Here is a 20,205-nt window from a genome sequence, read left to right on the forward strand (position 1 = left end):
TCTAACCCCCCTCAAGCGGCGGCAAGGCCCCCTCTACATCGCCCAAGGTCGAAGCCACCAAACGCTCGATCCCGTCAGCGGTCGGGTGGATGCGGTCCGACTGGAACAGGGCGGGATCGCGGTAGATATCCTCCAGCCAGAACGGGATCAGCGTCGCGCCATATTGCTTTGCCAGATCGCGGTAGATCGCATCGAACTGCGCCTGATATTCCGGCCCGTAATTGGGGGGCGCCCGCATCCCCATCAGCAGGGTTGGCACCTTCTGGCCCTGTAGGATAGCCAGCATCTTGCCGAGGTTCTCCTTGGTCTCCTCGGGCGAGAGGCCGCGCAGCAGGTCATTGCCGCCGAGTTCCAGAATGAACAGCGCGGGCTGCACATCCTGCGCCGCCAGTGTGAATTCCAGACGTTGGAGACCCGCTGCGGTCGTATCGCCGGACACACCGGCGTTGATCACATCGGCATTTACGCCCTTGGCGCGCAGAGCGTTTTCCAGCTTTTCGGGATAGGCATCGCGCGGGTCGAGGCCGTAGCCTGCAAACAGGCTGTCCCCGAAGGCAATGATTTTGCGCTCCGGCCCCATCACCGGTACGGCGGGCAGCGCGGGGTTGCCATCCTCGGCCACCTCGCCTGCGGGCGCAGCGGGCTCGTCCGCCGCGTCCCCGCACGCCGCCAGCGCGAGCGATAGTGCCCCGATAACCGCAATATTCGACCAACCGCGCTTGTGCATCCGCGAGCCTTCCATACCTGTAGCTTGTTGCTCCCCCTCACCTATGCCATCGGAACCGCGTGACAAGTCCCTCTCTCGCAATCAGCGCCCGCAACCTTACCCTCACCCTCGGCAGCAATGCCGCGCCGGTCACGATCCTGCGCGGCATCGATCTCGACATCGCGCGCGGCGAGGTGGTGGCGTTGCTCGGCCCTTCGGGATCGGGCAAGAGCTCGCTGATGGCGGTGCTGTCCGGCCTGGAACGCGCCAGCGGCGGGAGCCTGACGGTGGCAGGCGCGGATTTCGCGAGCCTTTCGGAAGATGGCCTTGCCGCCGCTCGGCGCGGACGGATCGGGATTGTGCTTCAGGCCTTCCACCTGCTCCCCACCATGACCGCGGCCGAGAATGTCGCGACCCCGATGGAACTCGCGGGCATGGCTGACGCGAGCCCGCGCGCGCTGACCGAACTCGAAGCCGTGGGCCTCGGCCACCGCACCGGGCATTACCCCACCCAGCTTTCGGGCGGCGAGCAACAGCGCGTCGCCATCGCCCGCGCCACCGCGCCGCGCCCCGATCTGATCTTCGCCGATGAGCCCACCGGCAATCTGGATGCGGCCACAGGCGAGGAGATCATCAACCTCCTCTTCGCCCGCCGCGCCGAAACCGGGGCAACGTTGCTGATCATCACCCATGACGCCAGCCTTGCCGCCCGCTGCGAGCGGGTGCTGACCATGGCGGACGGCGTGATCATCTCGGACACGCGCCCCCTGCCCCTGGCCGCAGCATGAGCCTGCCGATCAAGACGGCGTGGCGCATTGCCCGCCGCGATCTCAATGCGCGTTTCCGTGGGCTACGGCTGCTGCTGGTGTGCATCTTCCTCGGCACCGCAGCGCTGGCCGCCATCGGCACGCTGACCAGCGCGATCGAGCGCGAGCTGGCCTCCAGCGGGCAGGAACTGCTGGGCGGCGATCTCGAAGTCGAGGTGTGGCAGCGCGATCTCAAGCCGGATGAACGCGAAGCCCTCGCCGAATATGGCAAGATTTCGAGCGGCTACCGGATGCAGGCGATGGCCAGCACGCCCGATGCCGCTGCGCCCATCGAGCTGAAGGCGGTGGATGCCAGCTGGCCGATGTTCGGCACCCTGACGCTCACCGATGACCGCACGGTGGGTGCGCCTTCGGGCATGGATGCATGGATCGCGCAGACCGCACTGGAACGGCTCGGCATCACAGTCGGGGACAGCTTCAAGGTCGGCACCGTCACCCTGCGCGCAGCGGGCATCATCAGGGACGAGCCGGACCGCCTGTCCGAAGGCTTCCAGCTCGGCCCGACGATCATCGTCGCGCAGGATGTGCCTGCCAAGGCCGGGCTGCTGCAACCGGGAGCGCTCTATCAGAGCAAGCACCGCATCGCCTTTGCCAATCCTGCGGCTGATCCTGACGCGGTTGAGGAGGCGCTGACCAAGCAGTTCCCCACCGCCGGGTTCGACATCCGCACCCGCGATCGCGCTTCGCCCGGCGCAGACCGCTTCGTGCGGCAGATGAGCGATTTCCTGACGCTGGTCGGCCTTGCCGCGCTGGTCATCGCAGGGATCGGGATTGCGGGCGGGGTTTCGTCCTATCTCGACCAGCGCCGTTCCAGCATTGCCACGCTGAAGGTGCTCGGCGCGACATCGAGCGATATCGTGCGCATTTATGCGATGCAGATCGGCGTGGCGGCGCTTGCCGGAAGCATCGCGGGGTTGGCCGCAGGCGTGCTGGTCACACCGCTGCTGGCGGGCGCGCTGCAAGGGCTGCTGCCGGTCGAAAGCGGCTTCATCATCGCACCGGGCGCGCTGCTGCTGGCGGCGAGTTACGGCCTGCTGGTGGCCTTCGCCTTTGCCGCCGCTCCGCTGCTGCGCGCACGCACCTTCCCGGCGATGGCGCTGATGCGGTCGGGCATCGTGCCGCTGGCGCGGGACAAGCGGGCGCTGCTGGCGACGGCCCTCGGCCTTGCGGCGATCTGTGCGCTGGCGCTGCTGACCACCGCGCAGCCGATGCTGTCGGGCGGATTCCTGATCGGTGCCGGCGGCGCGCTGGTGCTGCTGGCGGGGCTTGGCTGGGGCATACAGGCCCTCGCCCGCCGCCTGCCGCGTCCGGCCAATCCCTTGCTGCGCAGCGCGCTATCGAACATACACCGGCCCGGCGCGCCGACGGGGGCGCTGGTGACAGCACTGGGCTTCGGCCTCGCCGCCTTCGTGCTGCTTGCTGCGGTGCAGAGCGCGATTGATGGCAACATCGCCCAGCGGGTGCCGAAGGAAGCGCCCGATTACTTCGTGCTGGACGTGCCGCGCGACAAGGAGCCGCGCTTCTTCGCGCTGATCCAGCAGGACTTCCCCAAGGCCGCGATCCGCACCGTGCCGACGATGCGCGGCGCGGTGATCGCCTATGGGCCGAAGGACACAATGGTCCGCGTTGCCGACCTGAAAGAGATCCCCGAAGGCGCATGGGCGCTGCGCGGCGAGCGCGGGCTGACCTATGCCGACACCCTCCCTCAGGGCAACAGCCTGACCGATGGCCAATGGTGGAGCCCGTTCCACAAGGGTGAGCCGCTGGTTTCGGTCGATGCGCGCTTTGCCGAAGCGGTGGGGCTGAAGGTCGGCGATTACCTCACCATCGGCATCCTCGGCGTGGAGCGCACCGCGCGGGTCGCCAATATCCGCGAGATCGACTGGGAGAGCATGGGCTTCAACTTCGCGCTGGTGTTCAGCCGCAATGCGATTGCCGATGCGCCGCACAACCTGTCGGCCACCATCGACCTGCCCGAAGGCGCGGATACCGCTGCGCGCGGACGCTTGCTGCGGGCATTGGTCAAGGAAATGCCCTCAAGCTCGGTGATCGAGGTGGGCGGCATTCTGGTCGAGGCGCGCAAGCTGCTCGAACAGGTGAGCCTTGCCACGCTGGCGGCGGCGGCGGTGACGGTGCTGGCGGGCCTCGCGGTGCTGATGGGCGCGATTGCGGCGGCGCGGGCGGCGCGCACCTATGACACGGTGATGCTGCGCGTGCTGGGCGCGAGCAGGCGGCAGATCCTGCTGCTGCAACTGGCCGAATACGGCCTGCTCGCCGGGGTGCTGGCGCTGGTGGCGCTGGCGCTGGGCGGGGGGCTTGCCTGGGTGGTGATCACCCAGCTGTTCGAATTCGACTGGCTGCCCGATTGGGGCGAGGTGCTTGGCGTGCTGGGCCTTGGCGTGGCGCTGGTGCTCGGCTTCGCGCTCGCCGGTTCGCTCCCGCTGCTGGGAGCGAAACCGGCGCGGGCGCTAAGAGAACTATAGGGCGCGAGCTTTAGGCCGCGCGCTTCAGGCGAAGACCTCTTCCAGCGTCTCCGCCCCGCCGCCGGTGACTTCGGAATGAAGCGCTGCGGTGAAGGTCGAAGTGAACATCATGTAGATGATGAACAGCGGAATGATGGCGAGAACGCCGATGATGGCAATTCCCGCCACCGCAGCAGGGTTGTCCTGTCCGGCAAAGATCGCACCGAACAGCAGGGCGAAGGGCACGCCCAGCGCCAGCAGCGTAATGCCGAAGAAGCCGAGAAACGCCAGCATGATGCGCAGCACCTTGCCCCGCGTCACCGACCAGCTGCGGCGCATCGCGGCGACCGGGTTGAACACCTGATCGACCGCCACCACCGGGATCAGCACCGAAAAGCGGCAGGCGAAAAAGATCAGCAGCGGCAGGAATGCCAGCGCGACCACCACGGCGGCAGCCGATCCGGCCGTACCGCCTCCCACTGATGCCGCGCCGAGCACGCCAGCCATCAGCGCGACCAGCGCAAGATAGCCGAGCATCATCAGCACCGCGATACCGAAGAATGGCAGCGCGCTCTTGAAACCGCGGGTCATCGCCGCGCTGAAAGATGGCTCCTCCAGCGGGGAGGCGATCGTCACCATCGCCGCCTGCTGCGCCAGCACGATGACGAGGTAAGCGCCGTAGAACAGCACCATGAAGACGATCATCCCGACGCCCAGCCCGGCAATTGCGCCCGGATCCTCGATCCCCGCACCCATGCCCGCAGCGCCCGCCATGCCCAGCACCGCCATGCCGATGCCGAGCACGATCGAGGCCGCCAGCTGGATGGCAAAGAACACCGCCCACATCCCCACCAGCAGCCAGAACCGCTGGCGAAGCATGGCAAAACTCGTCGCGAAAACGCGCCCGATATCCATCGGCAATTCCCCCCGTTTCAGCCGCTAGCCCGTCAGTCGAAGACGTCGGGGTCGTAGCCAACCTGACCGGGCTTGCCGTAAACGACCAAGGTGCCTGCGATCATGTCGTGAAGGCCCTGCTTGCGCTCGGTGAAGCCGACCATGATGTAGCCGATCAGCAGGATCAGGCCTGACAGGATCTTCGCAAAGTAGCGCCCGAAAGCGCGCGCCGGAGATATCCGCCGTCCGTCCGTATCGACAACGATGAGGCCCAGCGCCATCTTGCCCGGAGTGGCCTGATAGGCCGAACTTTCAAACCCGACGAAATAGGCAATGCCGACAATCAGGCCGATCAGATCCGTGAAGGAATAGATCGGCGCCGACGGGTCAGTGTTGATCAGGTCCTCTCCCGACAGGAGCGCGAGCACGAAACCGATGATCAGCAGCGGAATGATGTCGATGATGTAGGCGAGAACGCGAATCCAGAAGCCAGCGAAATTCATATGCCTAATCCCCTTGTTGCATGTGAACGTGTTGCAAACCAACACAGAACACCGGCGTCTGCAAACGAAAAAGGCCCCGCACCATGTGGTGCGAGGCCCCTTTTATCGTTTTGATCCGGGAAGGATCAGAAGCGGTAACGCACCACGCCGCCCCAGGTGCGCGGCTGGCTCGGGTAGCCCGAGACCGTACCGCCCTGCGCCACACCGTCGAAGTTGGTGAGGATGTACAGCTCGTTGAGCAGGTTGCGGGCGAAGGCGCCGACTTCCAGCCCGTTGTCCAGCGCCAGCGTCATCGAAGCGTTCACCAGGTTGACTTCGCGATCGAAGATCTGGGTGTTGCCCCGCTGCCGGTTGAAGGTCGGAAGGCCGTTGTTGATCGGCGTGTTGCTTTCGTGGCTGTAATCGACGCGGGTGATGAGGCGGGTGCCGGCATCGCCCAGTTCAAGCGTATGGGTCGCCGAGGTGCGCAGGCTCCACTCAGGAATACCGCCCACGCGCTGCCCCGACAGATCGCCAAGCACGGAGCCGGGGAAGCTGTCGAACACCGGATCGAGGTAGGTCGCCGCGAAGGTGAAGGTCAGCGAATCGTCAGGCTGGATGGTGCTGTCGAACTCGAAACCGCGCACCGACTGCTGGCCTGCGTTCTGCAGGGCAAAGCCGAGGCCGGTGAAGGCAAAGCTCTGGAAGCCTTCGATGGTCTGGTCGAACAGCGCGAGGTTGAAGCCGAAGCCTTCCCACTGCGCCTTCATCCCCAGTTCGTATACCTTCGCCTTTTCCGGACCGGCGAAGCGGGTGCCGGTGGTCAGGTTGGGCGTGGCCAGACCGCCATTGATGATCGGCGAGGCCGGCGCGGCAAAGGTCGAACCGCGCGGACCGGGGGTGTAATCGGACACCAACGGACGGCTATCACGCGACAGGTTGATCGAGCTGGCCTTGAAGCCGGTCGAATAGCTCGCGTAGAGGTTGACCTCGTTCGACACCTGATAGGCAACGCGCAGCAGGTAGGTCAGCTGATCGTCACGCGTCTGGCCCGGCTCGACCGAGTTCGGCACGTCGGGCGACGGGGTCTGGAACTGCAGGGCCGCCAGGCCGAGCAGCGGGTTGGCCGACGATTGGGCCGCCGCCAGCAACGCCTGCTGGTTCAGAGTCGGAAGCGCCTGGAACTGCGCGCGGTTGGTCACCGCGCCGCCGGTCGCGCCGACGATGAACGCATCGACCACGTTGATCTGGGCCAACGGATCAAGCGCATCGAGCTCGATTTCGAAGTCCTTCTTGTCGTCGGTGTAGTTGAACCCGGCGGTGAATACGAGACCGTCAACCGGCTCGAAATCCACGGTGCCGAAGATCGACCAGGACTTGTTGTCGAGGGCGAAGCGTTCCCGCGTGAGGAAGTCTCCGCCAAGGATCGAACCAACCGGCAGACGAAGACCTGCTTCTGCCTGACGCAGCGAGGCCTCGCCTGCGGCAATCTGCTGCGCAGCGGTCAGCCCAGGGATCAGCGATCCGGCAAGCAGGGTGCTACGCGCAGGGTTGAAGCCGACACTGCCCGGAGCCGAGTTGTAAAATCCGCCGCTGGCCGCGCTGAACGCGGCAAATTCGCGGAAATCATCACCCACGGTCAGCGAGCTGTCCTGACGGATCGACTCGTCGAAGTAGTAGCCGCCGAGCAGGAAGTTGATCGGGCCGTCGAAGTCCGAGGTCAGACGCAGTTCCTGCGTGAAGGTGTCGACGCCCTGATCGCGGGTCTCGACGGAGAGGTCTGCGCTGGTGAAATCAATGTCCTGGTTGAAGGCATTGCGCAGTTCGCGATAGGCGGTGATCGACGTCAGGGTCAGGTTGCCAAAGTTCCAGTCGAGCTGGCCCGAGAAACCGTAGTTCTCGTTGGTGTTGACCGGAACGACATTGAGGAAGTTGTCAAAGCTGAAGAAGTCGGACGGGAACTGTCCTCCCACCCCTGCGATCGCGCCTGATGTCGACGGGCCGACCACGAGGTTGCTGGTCTGGCAGCACACTTCATTGATCTTGCCGTAATCACCGATCAGGCGGATCTTGATGTCCGCGGACGGCTCGATCAGCAGGTTGCCGCGCACCGCCCAGCGGTCGCGGTTGTTGATCTCGGCATTGTCGAGGTTGACGATCCGGCCGAAGCCGTCGCGCTGCTGGTAGGTGCCGTCGAGCGACCAGGCGATGTTCTCGCTGATCGGGCCGGTCAATTCGCCGCGCAGGAACATCTGGTTGTAGTTGCCGTAGACCGCTTCGACCTGACCGCCGAATTCGTACTGCGGTTCCTTGGTGACGACCGAGATCACGCCCGCCGACGCGTTCTTGCCGAACAGGGTCGATTGCGGCCCGTTCAGCACTTCGACGCGCTGGACCATGTTGAGGTCGGACAGGGCCGAGGCCGAACGCGAGCGGAACACGCCGTCGATGAACACGCCGACCGAAGGTTCGATGCCGAAGTTGTTATCGCCGTTGCCGAAGCCGCGGATGATGAAGGTGGTCGCCGATGAGGTCTGAAGCTGGCTGACGCGCAGTGAAGGCACCACCGACTGCAGGTCGAGCACGTCGCGGATCTGGGCCCGTTCGATGGTCTCGCCGCTGGTCACAGAGACCGCGATCGGGGTTTCCTGAAGCGTCTGTTCGCGCTTCGAGGCGGTAACGATGATGACATTGCTGCTTTCGGGCGTATCGACTTCAGGCTCGCCGTCCTGGGCCAGTGCCACACCGGGCATCGCCAGGGCGCAGGCAGCGCCTGCAAGCAAGGTGAATCGATAGGCGCCGGCAGTGCCGGTGAAGGTCGAACGCATGGAAGCTCCTCTCCAAAAATCCCGCGACCCCGGCGTCCTGTTGCGGACACGCACCGTCCTTGTGCGTTCTCTCCCGTGATCGTGTAGGAGGCGTGATAAGCCAGTGCGCTGCCAGCCACAAGCGGCAGACCCGCGCTTTTCAAAGGCAAATCACGATAATGTTGCGCAAGAGTCACACTGATTCCCCTCGGTAGCCGTGCCTTGGCAGCCCCGGCGCTTGCCCCAACGGCCCGCTTGCGCTAGGCGGCCCGGCAATGTTGCATCGCAGCACATGGAGGCACTCGCGGCGCTTGCCGTAGCGTCCGGCGCTGTCGCTAACCCGCCATAAACTTTGCCTAACGCGAGCGCCCCCAAGCGCCTTGCCCTTGTCCCCTGCCCCGGACGACCAGCGTCCGGCTTTTCACCGGAAGTTTCTCCCGCATGTCGTCCGCCCTCAGAAATATCGCGATTATCGCCCACGTTGACCATGGCAAGACCACGCTGGTCGACCAGTTGTTCCGCCAATCCGGCACCTTCCGCGAGAACCAGCGGGTCGAGGAACGGGCGATGGACTCGGGCGATCTCGAAAAGGAACGCGGGATCACCATTCTCGCCAAGTGCACCAGTGTCGAATGGCACGGGGCAAATGGCGATACCACGCGCATCAACATCGTCGACACCCCCGGCCACGCCGACTTCGGCGCCGAGGTGGAACGCATCCTCTCGATGGTCGATGGCGTGATCCTGCTGGTCGACAGCGCGGAAGGCGCGATGCCGCAGACCAAGTTCGTGACCGGCAAGGCGCTGGCGCTGGGCCTGCGTCCGATCGTCGTCGTCAACAAGATCGACCGTCCCGATGGCCGCCCGCAGGAAGTGCTCGACGAAGTGTTCGACCTGTTTGTCAGCCTCGATGCCGAAGACGAGCAGCTTGAATTCCCGGTGCTCTACGCTTCGGGCCGTGATGGTTACGCCAGCGAAGATCAGGAGCGCCGCGAAGGCAGCCTGGCCCCGCTGTTCGAGAAGATCATCGAACACGTGCCCGCCCCCGGCCTCGATCCCGATGCCAAGTTCAGCTTCCTTGCGACGCTGCTTGACCGCGACAACTTCATGGGCCGCGTCATCACCGGCCGTGTCCAGTCGGGCACGATCCGCGTCAATGATCCGATCCACGCCATCGACATGGACGGCAAGGTTGTCGAAGTTGGCCGCGCCACCAAGCTGATGAGCTTTGACGGGCTCGAGCGCGTTCCGGTCGAAATCGCGCGTGCGGGCGACATCATCGCGCTGGCCGGCCTCGAAAAGGCGACCGTCGCCAACACCATCTGCGATCCTTCCGTGAGCGAGCCCATCGCCGCCCAGCCGATTGACCCGCCGACGCTGGCGATGCGCTTCTCGGTCAATGACAGCCCGCTGGCCGGGCGCGAAGGCAGCAAGGTCACCACCCGCATCATCCGTGACCGCCTGCTGCGCGAGGCCGAAACCAACGTCGCCATCCGCGTCACCGAGAGCGAGGACAAGGACGCCTACGAAGTCGCCGGTCGCGGCGAATTGCAGCTGGGCGTGCTGATCGAAACGATGCGCCGCGAAGGCTTCGAACTCGGCATCAGCCGCCCGCGCGTGCTGTTCCGCGAAGAAGGCGGCAAGCGCATGGAGCCTTACGAGACGGTCGTGATCGACGTCGATGACGAACACTCGGGCACGGTTGTCGAGAAGATGCAGCGCCGCAAGGCCGACCTTACCGAAATGCGCCCCTCGGGCGTGGGCAAGACCCGCATCACCTTCTCGGCCCCGTCACGCGGCCTGATCGGCTACCACGGCGAATTCCTGTCCGACACGCGCGGTACCGGGATCATGAACCGCCTGTTCGAGAAGTACGACGTCTACAAGGGCCCCATCGAAGGCCGCATCAACGGCGTGCTGATCTCCAACGGTGATGGCGAGGCGAATGCCTATGCGCTCAACATGCTGGAAGAACGCGGCGAATTGTTCGTGGCTCCGCAGATGAAGGTCTATCAGGGCATGATCATCGGCGAGAACGCCAAGCCCGACGATCTCGAGGTCAACCCGATGAAGGCCAAGCAGCTTTCCAACGTCCGTTCCAGCGGCAAGGATGACGCGATCCGCCTCACCCCGCCGCGCCGGATGACGCTGGAACAGTCGATCGCCTATATCGACGACGATGAAATGGTCGAAGTGACCCCGCTGTCGATCCGCCTGCGCAAGGCCGAGCTCGACCCGAACGAGCGCAAGAAGATGCGGCGCAAGAAGGACAGTTGATCGGCGGGGGCGCTGCGGCCGCCCCGCCTCAATCCCACCAGAAGTACCACCAGTCGCTGACCATGTAGGACGCGGCGAGCGGCGCGAGCGTTTCCGTGCCCTGATAGACGATATCGGGGCAATAATCGAAATGTTCGCGCGCGAGGGCCAGTGCCTCCTCGCGCGAAGCGGGCCGCCGCGTCACGCGGACGTCGAGCACGTCCGCGCTCATTCCGACCAGTTCGGCCCCGTATCGTTCGTGCCAAGATCGTAAGGCGGCGATGTGGAGTTCGGGCGGCGGACATTCGTTCCACGCGCCCCACGATGTGTAGGCGGGGACTTCCCAGCCATGGCGTGCGGGTACGACCAGAATGTAGCAGACGTCGTAGGGCGCGCCTGTCAGCACGTTGAAGGGCGTGCTCGGCATGGATGCGACGTCGGGCCTGGCGGGCCAAAGTCCGACCTCCGGCTCTGGCGCGTCCTCGATTTCGCCCGAGGCAGAGAATTCGGCCAGTGCCTCGCGGGTGCGGCACTTGAGTTCGTTCAGCGCCTGCGACCAATCCAGCGCTGCCGCCTTGGCAAGGGTGTCTGCGATGTCCGGGCTATCATGGTCCCCAACCTGTTCGAGCAGCGCATTGAGCGCCTCTGCATCGCCGACAATTACCGGATAGCCCTCGCCGCCCGCGCGCAGTTCCTCCCAACGGGCGAGCGCCCTGGCTCCTTCCACCGCCTCGATGCGATAGCCCGGCATCGCCTTGACGCGGGCATGGTCGGACGACAGCGTGGTGATACGCGGCACGATGATTTTGGGCACCGAGGTCTGCGCCGTGCCCCGCCCGGCCCCGAACAGGCCCGCAAGGCTCGCCAGCAACCCCTTGATCATAGCCCTGCGCTCCATACGACCTGCTCCGTCCGGCCCGGCGTCCCCCGCGCGTACCGCAGGTTAGATCGGCATGATCGGCGTGTCACCTGTTGCCAAGTGCCGGGCGCGGCTAGCCAACCGTCCCGACGCTTGTTAGGCCACCGCCCCATGAACACCTACACCCTCGCGGCGCTCGCTGCCTATTTCCTGCTGATGATCGGCATCGGAGTCTATGCCTGGGCGAAGACCCGGGCGGACTCATCGGGCTACCTGCTCGCCGGGCGCGGGCTTGGCCCGGCGGTCACGGCGCTGAGCGCGGGGGCTTCGGACATGTCGGGCTGGCTGCTGCTGGGCCTGCCGGGTGCGCTGTTTGCCAGCGGGCTGGTGGAGGCGTGGATCGCCATCGGCCTCACCGTCGGCGCGGCGCTCAACTGGATTATCGTCGCCCCCCGCCTGCGCGAACAGACCGAGCGGCTGGGTGATGCACTCACCATCCCGCAATTCCTCGCCAACCGCTTTCCGGAAGCCGGCACGCTGCTGCGCGTCGTCTCGGCGGTGGTGATCGTCGGCTTCTTCACCGTCTATACCGCATCGGGCATGGTCGGCGGGGGCAAGCTGTTTGCGACCGCCTTTGCCGGAGTGCTGCCGGTGACGGGCCTGTCCGACTACATGCTCGGCATCCTCATCACTGCCGGGATCGTGCTGGTCTACACCACCATCGGCGGGTTCCTGGCCGTCAGCCTCACCGATTTCGTGCAAGGCATGATCATGATGGTGGCGCTGGTCGTCATGCCGCTGGTGATCCTGTTCGGGACCGGCAGCGCGCCGCTTTCCTCGGTGCCGCAGGAGGGCTTCCTGAGCCTCACGCAGGGCGCGACCTTTATCGGGGTGGTCAGCGCGGTGACCTGGGGTCTGGGCTATTTCGGCCAGCCGCATATCATCGTCCGCTTCATGGCGATCGACCGCGTGGAGAATGTCCCGCGCGCAGGCATCATCGGGATGGGCTGGATGGTCATCTCGCTGACCGGCGCGGTCGCCGTGGGCCTTGCCGGGCGCGCCTATGCCGAAGCCAACGGGCTGGTGGTCGATGATCCGGAGACGATCTTCATCCTGCTCGCCAACCTGCTGTTCCACCCGGCAGTGACCGGCTTCCTTTATGCCGCGCTGCTGGCCGCGATCATGAGCACGATTGCCTCGCAGCTGCTGGTGTCATCCTCCTCCCTGACCGAGGATTTCTACCGCCTGTTCCTGCGCCGCAACGCCAGCGAGCGAGAGGCGGTGAATATCGGGCGGCTCTCGGTCGGGCTGGTCGCGGCGGCGGCGCTGGTGATTGCGGCGGACCCGGACAGCGAGGTGCTCGGCCTCGTATCCAACGCATGGGCGGGCTTCGGCGCCGCCTTCGGCCCGCTGATCCTGCTGTCACTGACCTGGGACCGGATGACCGGCGCGGGCGCGGTGGCCGGACTGGTGACCGGCGCAGGCGTGGTCGCAGGGTGGATCATGCTCGGCTGGAACGCCAGCTTCATGGGCGGTCCCGGCCTTTACGAGATTGTACCGGGCTTTGCGGCGTCCTTCGCGGCCATTGTGTTGGTGAGCATTCTGACCGGCCAGCGCCCCAAAACTATCTGAGCTTCCACCGATCCCCGCATTAAGGCATAATACCTGCGGGGGAGAAGCGCTTATGGCGGCGAATGCAGACAGTGGCCCGCGGGTGACCGGACTTGGCGGTGTGTTCTATCTGGTCAAGGACCCGGAGGCGAGCCGCGCCTGGTATCGCGAGACACTGGCGATCGACGGTCCCTACGGCCCGCAATTCGATTGGGCGCAGGAGCCGCGCAGGCACCCCTATTCGATGATCAGCCACTTCGGGGACGATGCCTATATCAAACCCGGCACCGGCGGGTTCATGATCAACCTGCGGGTGAATGATCTGCCCGGCCTTGTCGCGGCCCTGCGCGCCAAGGGTGTCGACATCCTGGGCGAGGCTGACGAGGGTTACGGCAAGTTCGCCTGGCTGCTCGATCCGGACGGGGTGAAGATCGAACTGTGGGAGCAGATCGAAGACCGGCTCCCCTGATCGGGCTGCGTGCGGTCAAAGGTCGCATTAACCAATACGTTTTCGGTCTGTTAACCATTCTTGGGGAATAATCCTTAGCCATGAAGGCTTCGGAGATTCTTCGCGCAGCAAGTGTGACCGCCGCCGCCCTGGCGCTGGCGGGGTGCGGATCGCTGATCCCCGGCGGCAGCAGCGGCGCGGCTCCGGGTGCGGCGAGCCAGTCTGCCCGTGCGCCCGCACGCCCGGCCACCACGATTTCCTCTGCCCCGCAAAGCTATGCCCAACGCGCCGAAGATGGCGCCTGCCTCGCCGATCTCGGCGCGAGCGGCGCGCGCTTTGATCCCCTCCCCGATACCTACGCCGCCCCCGGTTGCAACAAGCTTGGCACGGTCCAGCTGATGGCGCTGGCAGGGGACCGCGCGCCGCTCACCATCGCCAATATGGGGCCGGTGCGCTGCAATGTGGCCAAGGCGTTCGGCGATTGGGCGCGCTTCGGCGTCGACCGTGCGGCGCGCCAGATCCTTGGCAGTCCGGTTGCGAAAATCGAGACGATGGGAAGCTATGCCTGCCGCAATGTCGCCGGAAGCGAGCGGCGTTCGGCCCATGCCCGCGCCGAGGCGATCGACGTTTCCGCCTTTGTCCTCGCCGATGGCCGCCGGATCGTGCTCAAGCGCGATTGGGACGGCAGCGATGCGGCGACCCGCGAATTCCTGCGGGTGGTGCACAAGAGTGCGTGCAAGCGCTTCGGCACGGTGCTCGGCCCGGAATACAACGCCGCGCACGAGGATCACTTCCATCTTGAAGGCACCGGCGCGAAATTCTGCCGCTAACCGGGCGGCGCTTGGCGCTGCCTGCCCCTGTCAGGAAAAAGAAAGGCGGCCCCGGCCTGCTGACTGATCAGCGCCGGAGCCGCCGTGGGTGAAGCCTGTTGCATCCCGTGCTGCGGGCGGCCGTGGCTCTCGAAGGGGGGCCTTATGGAGCCAGGTCAAAGCGTTAGCGCTACGCCCTCATCTTGGGTTCAAGCTTCGCCTCCAGTTTCAATCGCACAGCTTCCGCCGCGTGGCGCGCGCCGAGCTTGGTCATCATGTTGGCGCGGTGGATTTCCACAGTGCGCGGGCTGATATCGAGCTCACGCGCGATGGCCTTGTTGCTGCTGCCTTCGGCAAGCCAATCGAGCACCTCACGTTCCCGCGAGGAAAGGGTGGAGATGCGGTCGCGCGCTTCGATCATGCGGCGGCGGGCGGCGCCGAACTGTTCGGCCTCCTTCTCGATGCGCATGAGGCAGCGGGTGAAGCGTTCCGGATCAAGCGGCAAGGCAAGATAATCGAGCGAGCCGGCCTTGATCGCTTCGACGATGCGGCCCGGTCGGGGCTGCACATCCACCGCAATCAGCGGCAGCCAGATGCCCAGCCTGCCCAGCCGGTCAAGGATCATGCCCACGCCGCCTTCTTCAGCGGTATCGCGGGCGATGATGATCCCTTCGCGCGGCGGGTGCACCGCGAGTTCGGACAGGTCACCATAAACCTCGCAATGGTGGCCCAATGCGAAGCCAACCCGCGCCAATTCGGCGCGCTGGCGGCTGCATGAATCGATGAAGTGGAGGCTGGCTTTGCGTGTCATGAAGATCGGATTGCGCTAACCTATGTGCGTTTTCACGCATTAGCAGCGCCGATCCGGAGGATTTACCATATCCCGGACACATTAAATTGTTGATAAATTAAGAAAATATCGATCCGGATCGGAGCCAGATCAGGCCTATCCCTTACGGGTCATCGCTGAATCGATAGGGTGGAAGCGAGTGGAATGCCGACCTTAGCGCATTTCCCCAACCGGATGAAATCGTGTCGAAATATTCGTCCTCGGCGGTGACACGGTGTTCGTGCGTCGCAGCGAACTGGTCCTTGCCGATAACCAGCAAATCCAGCGGCAGGCCGACTGACAGGTTAGCCTTCAGCGTTGAATCGAAGCTGACCATCAGCAGCTTCACCGCGTCCTCGAAGCTCATGCCGCGGTCGTAGCCACGGATCAGAATCGGGCGGCCATACTTGGTTTCCCCGATCTGGAAAAACGGCGTGTCCCAGCTCGCTTCGATGAAATTGCCTTCGGGATAGATCATGAATAGCCGCGGTTGCATGCCCTTGATCTGCCCGGCGACGATCATCGTGGCGGTGAAGCGGCCCTTGCCGTTATCGCCGTTGACGCGCTGCACGTCTTCGATGGTGGTGCGCAGCAGACGGCCGATCTCGGTGGCGACCTGGAACATCGTCGCGCCCTTGAGCAGGCAGTTCTCGCGGTCCTCGGGCGCTTTGGTGCGCTCCTCAAGCTGGCTGATCACCGCCTGCGTGGTGGCAAGGTTGCCCGCGGTCATTACCGCGATCATCCGCTCGCCCGGCACGCTCCAGTGAGACAGCTTGCGGAAGGTCGAGATATTGTCGACGCCCGAATTGGTGCGGGTATCGCTCATCAGGACGAGGCCCTTGTCGAGCACCATGCCAACGCAATAGGTCATGCCGTCATCCTCTGTTTGCCCCGTTCGCCGCGCGTTTTCGCGGCCCTAGCTTGAAGCAGGCGCTGGCGCAAAGCCTGCGGCGGGGCGCTTTGTCTATTGTGTCGATTGGCCCTGTTGCTGGGACTGGCTCTGGCTGGCGGCGGAGGCTTTCGCCTCCACGGCGACGCCCACAGTCAGCACCTCGGCAGCGGCAGAACCCTGCGTTATGCCGGTGATCGGCGCGGCATCGCGGTAGTCGCTCCCCGTCGCCACGCGGACGTAGCGCGGATCGGGCGAGATGCCGTTCGATACGTCGAAGCCGACCCAGCCCAGCCCTTCGACATGGGCTTCCGCCCAGGCGTGGGTGGCTTCCTGTTCGATGCGGTCATCCATCATCAGGTAGCCGCTGACATAGCGCGCCGGAATCCCGCTCGCCCGTGCTGCGCCGATGAAGATATGCGCATGATCCTGACACACGCCCGCGCCCTGCCCGACCGCCTCTTCGGCGGTGGTGCGCGAATGCGTGCGCCCGGTTTCGTAGGCGACGCGCTCGCGGATCAGGCCGGACAGCGCGTGGAGGAAATCGAGCGGTGCATCGGCCCCGCCCGAAGCCTCGCGCAGCAATCCGCGCAGCTTGGTGCCCGGGCGGGTCAGCGGCGTCTGGCGCAGGAAGCTCCACAACGGCAGATGGCCCGAATGGCGGCCGATCACCCCGGCATTGTCCTCTGTCTCGACCACGCCTTCGCAAGTCACCGTCACCTCGCGTGCGCCCGGGGTCAGCCCGATCAGCGTGACGTGGTTGAAATGCTGGTCGTCATATTCGACCTCTGCCGCCGCATTGTCGAAGGTCATCGCCCAGTTGATGATGCGCTGGCCCTGTGTTTCCTTGGGCGTCAGCCGCAACCGCTGGAGCGCGTGCACCACCGGCTGCGCGAAGGCATAATGGGTGGTGTGCTGGATCGAGAGGGTCAGCTTGCTCATGCGTGGAACCGGTAATCCTCGGCAATCGCCCGGGCGATAGCGGCGTCGCGGGCGAGGAAATCGACGAGGAATTCGTGCAGGCCTGCCTCGAATATCTGGTCGACGGTGAGGTGGCTGATGCGGGTGTCTGCCTCGCGCATCAGGGCGATCGCGCGGCCTTCGACGCCATGCGAACGGGCGAGCGCACCGAGGCAATCGCGCAGGGCATTGCGGCAGAAGGCAAGGCTGCGCGGGAAGCGGTCGTCCAGCACCACGAATTCGACGATGCCGCGCGCCTCGATCTGACCGGCGTTGAGCCAGCTATAGACCCGCGCGCCTGCGACCGATCGCAGCACCTGTTCCCACTGCCCGGTATCAAGGCTCGACCCGACATAGGAGAGCGAGGGCAGCAGGATGAAATACTTCATGTCGAGAATGCGCGCGCTGGAATCCGCTCGCTCGATGAAAGTGCCCGCGCGGGCGAAGTGGTATCCGTCGTCGCGCAGGATCGAACCGTCGAAGGCCCCGTGCACCTGCGTCCCCGCCCGCCGGATCGCGGCAAGCGCTTCGCCCACCATCGTCTGGCCGACCGGGCGGGCCAGCAGCCGGTCGATCCGCATCCAGTTCTCGTTGACGGCTTCCCACACGTCGGAGGAGATATTGGTGCGGGCCATGCGGGCATTGGATCGCACCGCGCCGAACATCTCGCGCACATTGCCGGGGTTGGTGCTGCCGCGCAGTACGAAGTTCCAGACCGCCACGCCGTCATAGGAATCATGCGCGGCCTGATAGGCCTGCGTCAGCCCGAGCGTCGCGATCACCGAGCGCCACTCGGCCTCGGCGGTGACAACATCGCGGGTCAGCGCCATGCGCAGCGCCGCTTCAAGCAGGCGCGCGGTGTTCTCGGCCCGCTCGAGATAGCGGAACATCCAGAACAACCCGTTGGCGGTGCGGCCTAACATATCAGTCCTTCAGCACCCAGGTATCCTTGGTGCCGCCTCCCTGACTGGAGTTGACCACCAGCGATCCCTTCTTGAGCGCCACGCGCGTCAATCCGCCCGGCGTGATGTCGATCCCCTCAGGCGAGACCAGCACAAAGGGGCGCAGGTCCACATGGCGCGGGGCCAGGCCCTTGGCGGTGTAGATCGGGCAGGTCGACAGCGCGAGCGTCGGCTGGGCGATGTAGTTTTCCGGCCGCGCGACCAGCTTGGCGCGGAAAGCCTCGATCTCGCGCTTGGAGGAGGTCGGCCCGATCAGCATCCCGTACCCGCCCGAACCGTGCACTTCCTTCACCACCAGCTCGGCCAGATTGTCGAGCACATAGGCAAGGCTGTCCTTGTCGGCGCAGCGCCAGGTCTGGACGTTGGGCAGCAGGGGCCGCTCGCCCGTGTAGAACTCGACGATCTCTGGCATGAAGCTGTAGATTGCCTTGTCGTCCGCCACCCCGGTGCCGGGCGCATTGGCGATTGTGATCCCGCCCGAGCGGTAGACATCCATGATGCCCGGCACCCCGAGCACGCTGTCAGGGTTGAAGGTGAGCGGATCGAGGAATTCGTCATCGACCCGGCGATAGAGCACGTCGATCGGTTTGAAGCCGCTGGTGGTGCGCATCTGCACCCGCCCGCCCACGACCCGCAGGTCGCTGCCCTCCACCAGTTCCGCGCCCATCTGGTCGGCAAGGAAGGCGTGTTCGAAATAGGCAGAGTTGAAGATCCCCGGCGTCAGCACCGCCACGGTCGGCTTGCCGCCCTCGAACGCCGGCGGGACGCAAGCCGCAAGGCTGCGCGCAAGGCGGCGCGGGTAGTTGGAAACGCTCTCCACCCCGATCCGGCTGAACAGATCAGGGAACATCCCCATCATCGTCTCGCGGTTTTCGAGCATGTAGGAGACGCCCGAAGGCGTGCGCGCATTATCTTCCAGCACGAAGAACTCGTCCGGCCCGGTGCGAACGAGGTCAATGCCGACGATGTGCGTGTAGATGCCGCCCGGCGGGGTGAAGCCGACCATGTTGGCCAGCCACGCCTCGTTCCCGCGCAGCAGCCGTTCGGGAAGCCTGCCCGCGCGCACGATTTCCTGCCGGTGATACAGGTCATAGAGGAAGGAATTGAGCGCCCGCACCCGCTGTTCGATCCCGCGCGACAGCTTGCGCCATTCGGCCGCGGTGATGATGCGCGGCACCATGTCGAAGGGGATCAGCCGTTCCTCGGCCTGATCCTCGCCATAGACGTTGAAGGTGATGCCGGTGCGGCGGAAGGTGTCATCCGCCTCGCGGTTCTTGCGACGCAGGAATTCGGGCGGCTGTTCGTTATACCAGCGCGAATAATCGGCATAGGCGGGCCGGGTGCGACCATCGCCATCGAACATCTCATCGAAATTGCCGTGACCCGCGTTCATTGACCCCCGCACACTCTGTCAGGGTTCTAGCCCTTAGGTGCATTGCAGCAATCTAACCGCGGTTTTGCAAAAGGAAAGCGCCTGCGCGCATTTGCGCAAGATCGCTGCCGCGTCGGGTCAAACGCGCGTGGTTTCGAGCTCGGCAAGGAGGGTGGCGATCACCTGCGGGTCATAGGTGAAACCCATGTGCGTGCAGCGGACCGGAATGGCGCGATCACGCTCGCCAATGCGACCGGCAGCACAGCGCGGAGCGATCACGCCATCATTGGCGCTCCACATCGCCACAGTCTCGACCGGCGGCTTGACGCGAAGCTCGGCCGCGATCGGCGGGGCGTCAACCGAATGGCCGGTGATGAACTGGTAGGCGCGCCACACATTGTTGGCGCGCGGAGAGCCGCTGAACGGTGAGCCCATCGAGATCACCTTGGCCACAGCGTGCGGCTGCCGCTTGGCAATCTCGCGCGCATAAAGCCCGCCAAGGCTCCACCCGATCAGCACCACGGGACGGCCGTGGCGCGCGTAAAGCTGGAGCAGCCGCGCCTCGATCGCCGCGAAATTCTCCTCGGTCGGTCCCCAGTTGAAGCCGAGGCCCCAACGCTTGGCAACATGGCCCGCGGTCTCGAGCTGGCGCGCCAGATAGCGCATCCGCATCGGGTGCGTGGCAAAGCCGGGGAGGATCATCGCGACTTGCGGGTTGGCGGTGGGCGCGATGGCCAGCTTGCGACGCGGGCGGCGCACGGGTTCGAGCAGCACCTGCGCCTCACCCAGCAGGCGGAAGAGTCGCGGTTTGCCACTTTCGTGCCCCTCCGGGATCGCTTCCCGCGCCAGCGCGACGCGGCGTGCCAGCTTGCTTGCCGCGTAGGCCTGATGCGCGCGGCCGCCCGCTGCCAGCAGCGGGGCGGGGAGACGGACAGAGTCAAAGGCGAAGCGCGAAGCCATGTCCGCCACCTAGCCACAGCGAGCCTGAATATTCAATGAAGTGTAACAGGTGTAATAAATACGACACAAATC

Annotated in this window: 17 protein-coding genes; 6 read left to right on the forward strand and 11 right to left on the reverse strand. The window is 65.1% G+C overall.

Going from position 1 to position 20,205, the window contains the following annotated elements; all coding sequences use genetic code 11:
- Position 1 precedes the first annotated feature (1 nt).
- A complete protein-coding gene (locus KVF90_RS14665) occupies positions 2-727 on the reverse strand; it encodes an arylesterase (RefSeq protein WP_264392309.1) in 726 nt (241 codons plus the stop codon).
- A 59-nt stretch (positions 728-786) separates the two neighbouring features.
- Between KVF90_RS14665 and KVF90_RS14670 the strand changes: the two genes are divergently transcribed.
- Together KVF90_RS14670 and KVF90_RS14675 are read left to right on the forward strand one after the other, a co-directional pair.
- Positions 787-1,494 carry an ABC transporter ATP-binding protein gene (locus KVF90_RS14670; RefSeq protein ID WP_264392310.1) on the forward strand — a complete coding sequence of 236 codons (708 nt, stop codon included), beginning with the start codon at positions 787-789 and terminating at the stop codon, positions 1,492-1,494.
- On the forward strand, positions 1,491-4,016 hold the full coding sequence (locus KVF90_RS14675; RefSeq protein WP_264392311.1) for an ABC transporter permease: 2,526 nt from the start codon (positions 1,491-1,493) through the stop codon (positions 4,014-4,016). The genes KVF90_RS14670 and KVF90_RS14675 overlap by 4 nt, the downstream gene beginning before the upstream one ends.
- Before the next feature lie 24 nt (positions 4,017-4,040).
- Here the strand turns inward: KVF90_RS14675 and KVF90_RS14680 are convergent, their stop codons facing one another.
- The 3 genes from KVF90_RS14680 to KVF90_RS14690 all read right to left on the reverse strand — a co-directional run bounded on the left by KVF90_RS14680 (position 4,041) and on the right by KVF90_RS14690 (position 8,199).
- The gene (locus KVF90_RS14680; protein WP_264392312.1) at positions 4,041-4,910 is read right to left on the reverse strand and encodes a hypothetical protein; all 870 of its coding nucleotides are present in this window, start codon (positions 4,908-4,910) and stop codon (positions 4,041-4,043) included.
- Between the two features lie 32 nt (positions 4,911-4,942).
- Positions 4,943-5,392 (reverse strand): RDD family protein, encoded by a 450-nt coding sequence (locus tag KVF90_RS14685; RefSeq protein ID WP_264392313.1) that lies wholly within the window; start codon positions 5,390-5,392, stop codon positions 4,943-4,945.
- Between the two features lie 125 nt (positions 5,393-5,517).
- Positions 5,518-8,199 carry a TonB-dependent receptor gene (locus tag KVF90_RS14690; protein ID WP_264392314.1) on the reverse strand — a complete coding sequence of 894 codons (2,682 nt, stop codon included), beginning with the start codon at positions 8,197-8,199 and terminating at the stop codon, positions 5,518-5,520.
- Positions 8,200-8,619: 420 nt separating this feature from the next.
- On the opposite strand from KVF90_RS14690, the gene typA reads away from it, so the two are divergent.
- Positions 8,620-10,455 (forward strand): translational GTPase TypA, encoded by a 1,836-nt coding sequence (gene typA, locus KVF90_RS14695; protein ID WP_264392315.1) that lies wholly within the window; start codon positions 8,620-8,622, stop codon positions 10,453-10,455.
- Between the two features lie 28 nt (positions 10,456-10,483).
- Here typA and KVF90_RS14700 read toward each other — a convergent pair whose 3' ends face one another.
- Complete coding sequence (locus tag KVF90_RS14700) at positions 10,484-11,317, reverse strand: DUF4253 domain-containing protein (protein ID WP_264392316.1); 834 nt, start codon at positions 11,315-11,317, stop codon at positions 10,484-10,486.
- A gap of 147 nt (positions 11,318-11,464) precedes the next feature.
- Here KVF90_RS14700 and putP point away from each other — a divergent pair, with 147 nt between their 5' ends.
- The 3 genes from putP to KVF90_RS14715 all read left to right on the forward strand — a co-directional run bounded on the left by putP (position 11,465) and on the right by KVF90_RS14715 (position 14,182).
- Positions 11,465-12,925: a sodium/proline symporter PutP gene (putP, locus tag KVF90_RS14705; RefSeq protein WP_264392317.1), complete on the forward strand. Its 1,461-nt coding sequence runs from the start codon at positions 11,465-11,467 to the stop codon at positions 12,923-12,925.
- Between the two features lie 52 nt (positions 12,926-12,977).
- Positions 12,978-13,373 (forward strand): VOC family protein, encoded by a 396-nt coding sequence (locus tag KVF90_RS14710; RefSeq protein WP_264392318.1) that lies wholly within the window; start codon positions 12,978-12,980, stop codon positions 13,371-13,373.
- 80 nt (positions 13,374-13,453) lie between these two features.
- Positions 13,454-14,182, forward strand: a complete 729-nt coding sequence (locus tag KVF90_RS14715; protein WP_413676989.1) for an extensin family protein — start codon at positions 13,454-13,456, stop codon at positions 14,180-14,182.
- A gap of 169 nt (positions 14,183-14,351) precedes the next feature.
- On the opposite strand, the gene KVF90_RS14720 is transcribed toward KVF90_RS14715, so the two are convergent.
- The 6 genes from KVF90_RS14720 to KVF90_RS14745 form a co-directional block, all read right to left on the reverse strand.
- A complete protein-coding gene (locus KVF90_RS14720) occupies positions 14,352-14,972 on the reverse strand; it encodes a response regulator transcription factor (RefSeq protein WP_264392320.1) in 621 nt (206 codons plus the stop codon).
- Between the two features lie 142 nt (positions 14,973-15,114).
- Positions 15,115-15,861, reverse strand: coding sequence for a proteasome-type protease (locus tag KVF90_RS14725; RefSeq protein WP_264392321.1), 747 nt, complete (start codon positions 15,859-15,861; stop codon positions 15,115-15,117).
- A 93-nt stretch (positions 15,862-15,954) separates the two neighbouring features.
- A complete protein-coding gene (locus KVF90_RS14730) occupies positions 15,955-16,812 on the reverse strand; it encodes a transglutaminase family protein (RefSeq protein ID WP_413677033.1) in 858 nt (285 codons plus the stop codon).
- 5 nt (positions 16,813-16,817) lie between these two features.
- Positions 16,818-17,762 (reverse strand): alpha-E domain-containing protein, encoded by a 945-nt coding sequence (locus KVF90_RS14735; RefSeq protein ID WP_264392323.1) that lies wholly within the window; start codon positions 17,760-17,762, stop codon positions 16,818-16,820.
- A gap of 1 nt (position 17,763) precedes the next feature.
- A complete protein-coding gene (locus KVF90_RS14740; RefSeq protein WP_264392324.1) occupies positions 17,764-19,194 on the reverse strand; it encodes a circularly permuted type 2 ATP-grasp protein in 1,431 nt (476 codons plus the stop codon).
- A gap of 117 nt (positions 19,195-19,311) precedes the next feature.
- The gene (locus tag KVF90_RS14745) at positions 19,312-20,133 is read right to left on the reverse strand and encodes an esterase/lipase family protein (protein WP_264392325.1); all 822 of its coding nucleotides are present in this window, start codon (positions 20,131-20,133) and stop codon (positions 19,312-19,314) included.
- Between the last annotated feature and the right edge of the window lie 72 nt (positions 20,134-20,205).

This window comes from Porphyrobacter sp. ULC335, assembly GCF_025917005.1.
In the GTDB taxonomy this organism is placed as follows: domain Bacteria; phylum Pseudomonadota; class Alphaproteobacteria; order Sphingomonadales; family Sphingomonadaceae; genus Erythrobacter.

Excerpts from the sequence above, each read along its gene's own strand:
- KVF90_RS14685 (WP_264392313.1), bottom strand. The coding sequence starts at position 5,392 with ATGAATTTCGCTGGCTTCTGGATTCGCGTTCTCGCCTACATCATCGAC.
- KVF90_RS14665 (WP_264392309.1), bottom strand. The coding sequence starts at position 727 with ATGCACAAGCGCGGTTGGTCGAATATTGCGGTTATCGGGGCACTATCG.
- KVF90_RS14715 (WP_413676989.1), top strand. The coding sequence starts at position 13,454 with ATGAAGGCTTCGGAGATTCTTCGCGCAGCAAGTGTGACCGCCGCCGCC.
- putP (WP_264392317.1), top strand. The coding sequence starts at position 11,465 with ATGAACACCTACACCCTCGCGGCGCTCGCTGCCTATTTCCTGCTGATG.
- KVF90_RS14690 (WP_264392314.1), bottom strand. The coding sequence starts at position 8,199 with ATGCGTTCGACCTTCACCGGCACTGCCGGCGCCTATCGATTCACCTTG.
- KVF90_RS14745 (WP_264392325.1), bottom strand. The coding sequence starts at position 20,133 with ATGGCTTCGCGCTTCGCCTTTGACTCTGTCCGTCTCCCCGCCCCGCTG.
- KVF90_RS14725 (WP_264392321.1), bottom strand. The coding sequence starts at position 15,861 with ATGACCTATTGCGTTGGCATGGTGCTCGACAAGGGCCTCGTCCTGATG.
- KVF90_RS14700 (WP_264392316.1), bottom strand. The coding sequence starts at position 11,317 with ATGATCAAGGGGTTGCTGGCGAGCCTTGCGGGCCTGTTCGGGGCCGGG.
- KVF90_RS14740 (WP_264392324.1), bottom strand. The coding sequence starts at position 19,194 with ATGAACGCGGGTCACGGCAATTTCGATGAGATGTTCGATGGCGATGGT.
- typA (WP_264392315.1), top strand. The coding sequence starts at position 8,620 with ATGTCGTCCGCCCTCAGAAATATCGCGATTATCGCCCACGTTGACCAT.
- KVF90_RS14710 (WP_264392318.1), top strand. The coding sequence starts at position 12,978 with ATGGCGGCGAATGCAGACAGTGGCCCGCGGGTGACCGGACTTGGCGGT.
- KVF90_RS14680 (WP_264392312.1), bottom strand. The coding sequence starts at position 4,910 with ATGGATATCGGGCGCGTTTTCGCGACGAGTTTTGCCATGCTTCGCCAG.
- KVF90_RS14720 (WP_264392320.1), bottom strand. The coding sequence starts at position 14,972 with ATGACACGCAAAGCCAGCCTCCACTTCATCGATTCATGCAGCCGCCAG.
- KVF90_RS14735 (WP_264392323.1), bottom strand. The coding sequence starts at position 17,762 with ATGTTAGGCCGCACCGCCAACGGGTTGTTCTGGATGTTCCGCTATCTC.
- KVF90_RS14675 (WP_264392311.1), top strand. The coding sequence starts at position 1,491 with ATGAGCCTGCCGATCAAGACGGCGTGGCGCATTGCCCGCCGCGATCTC.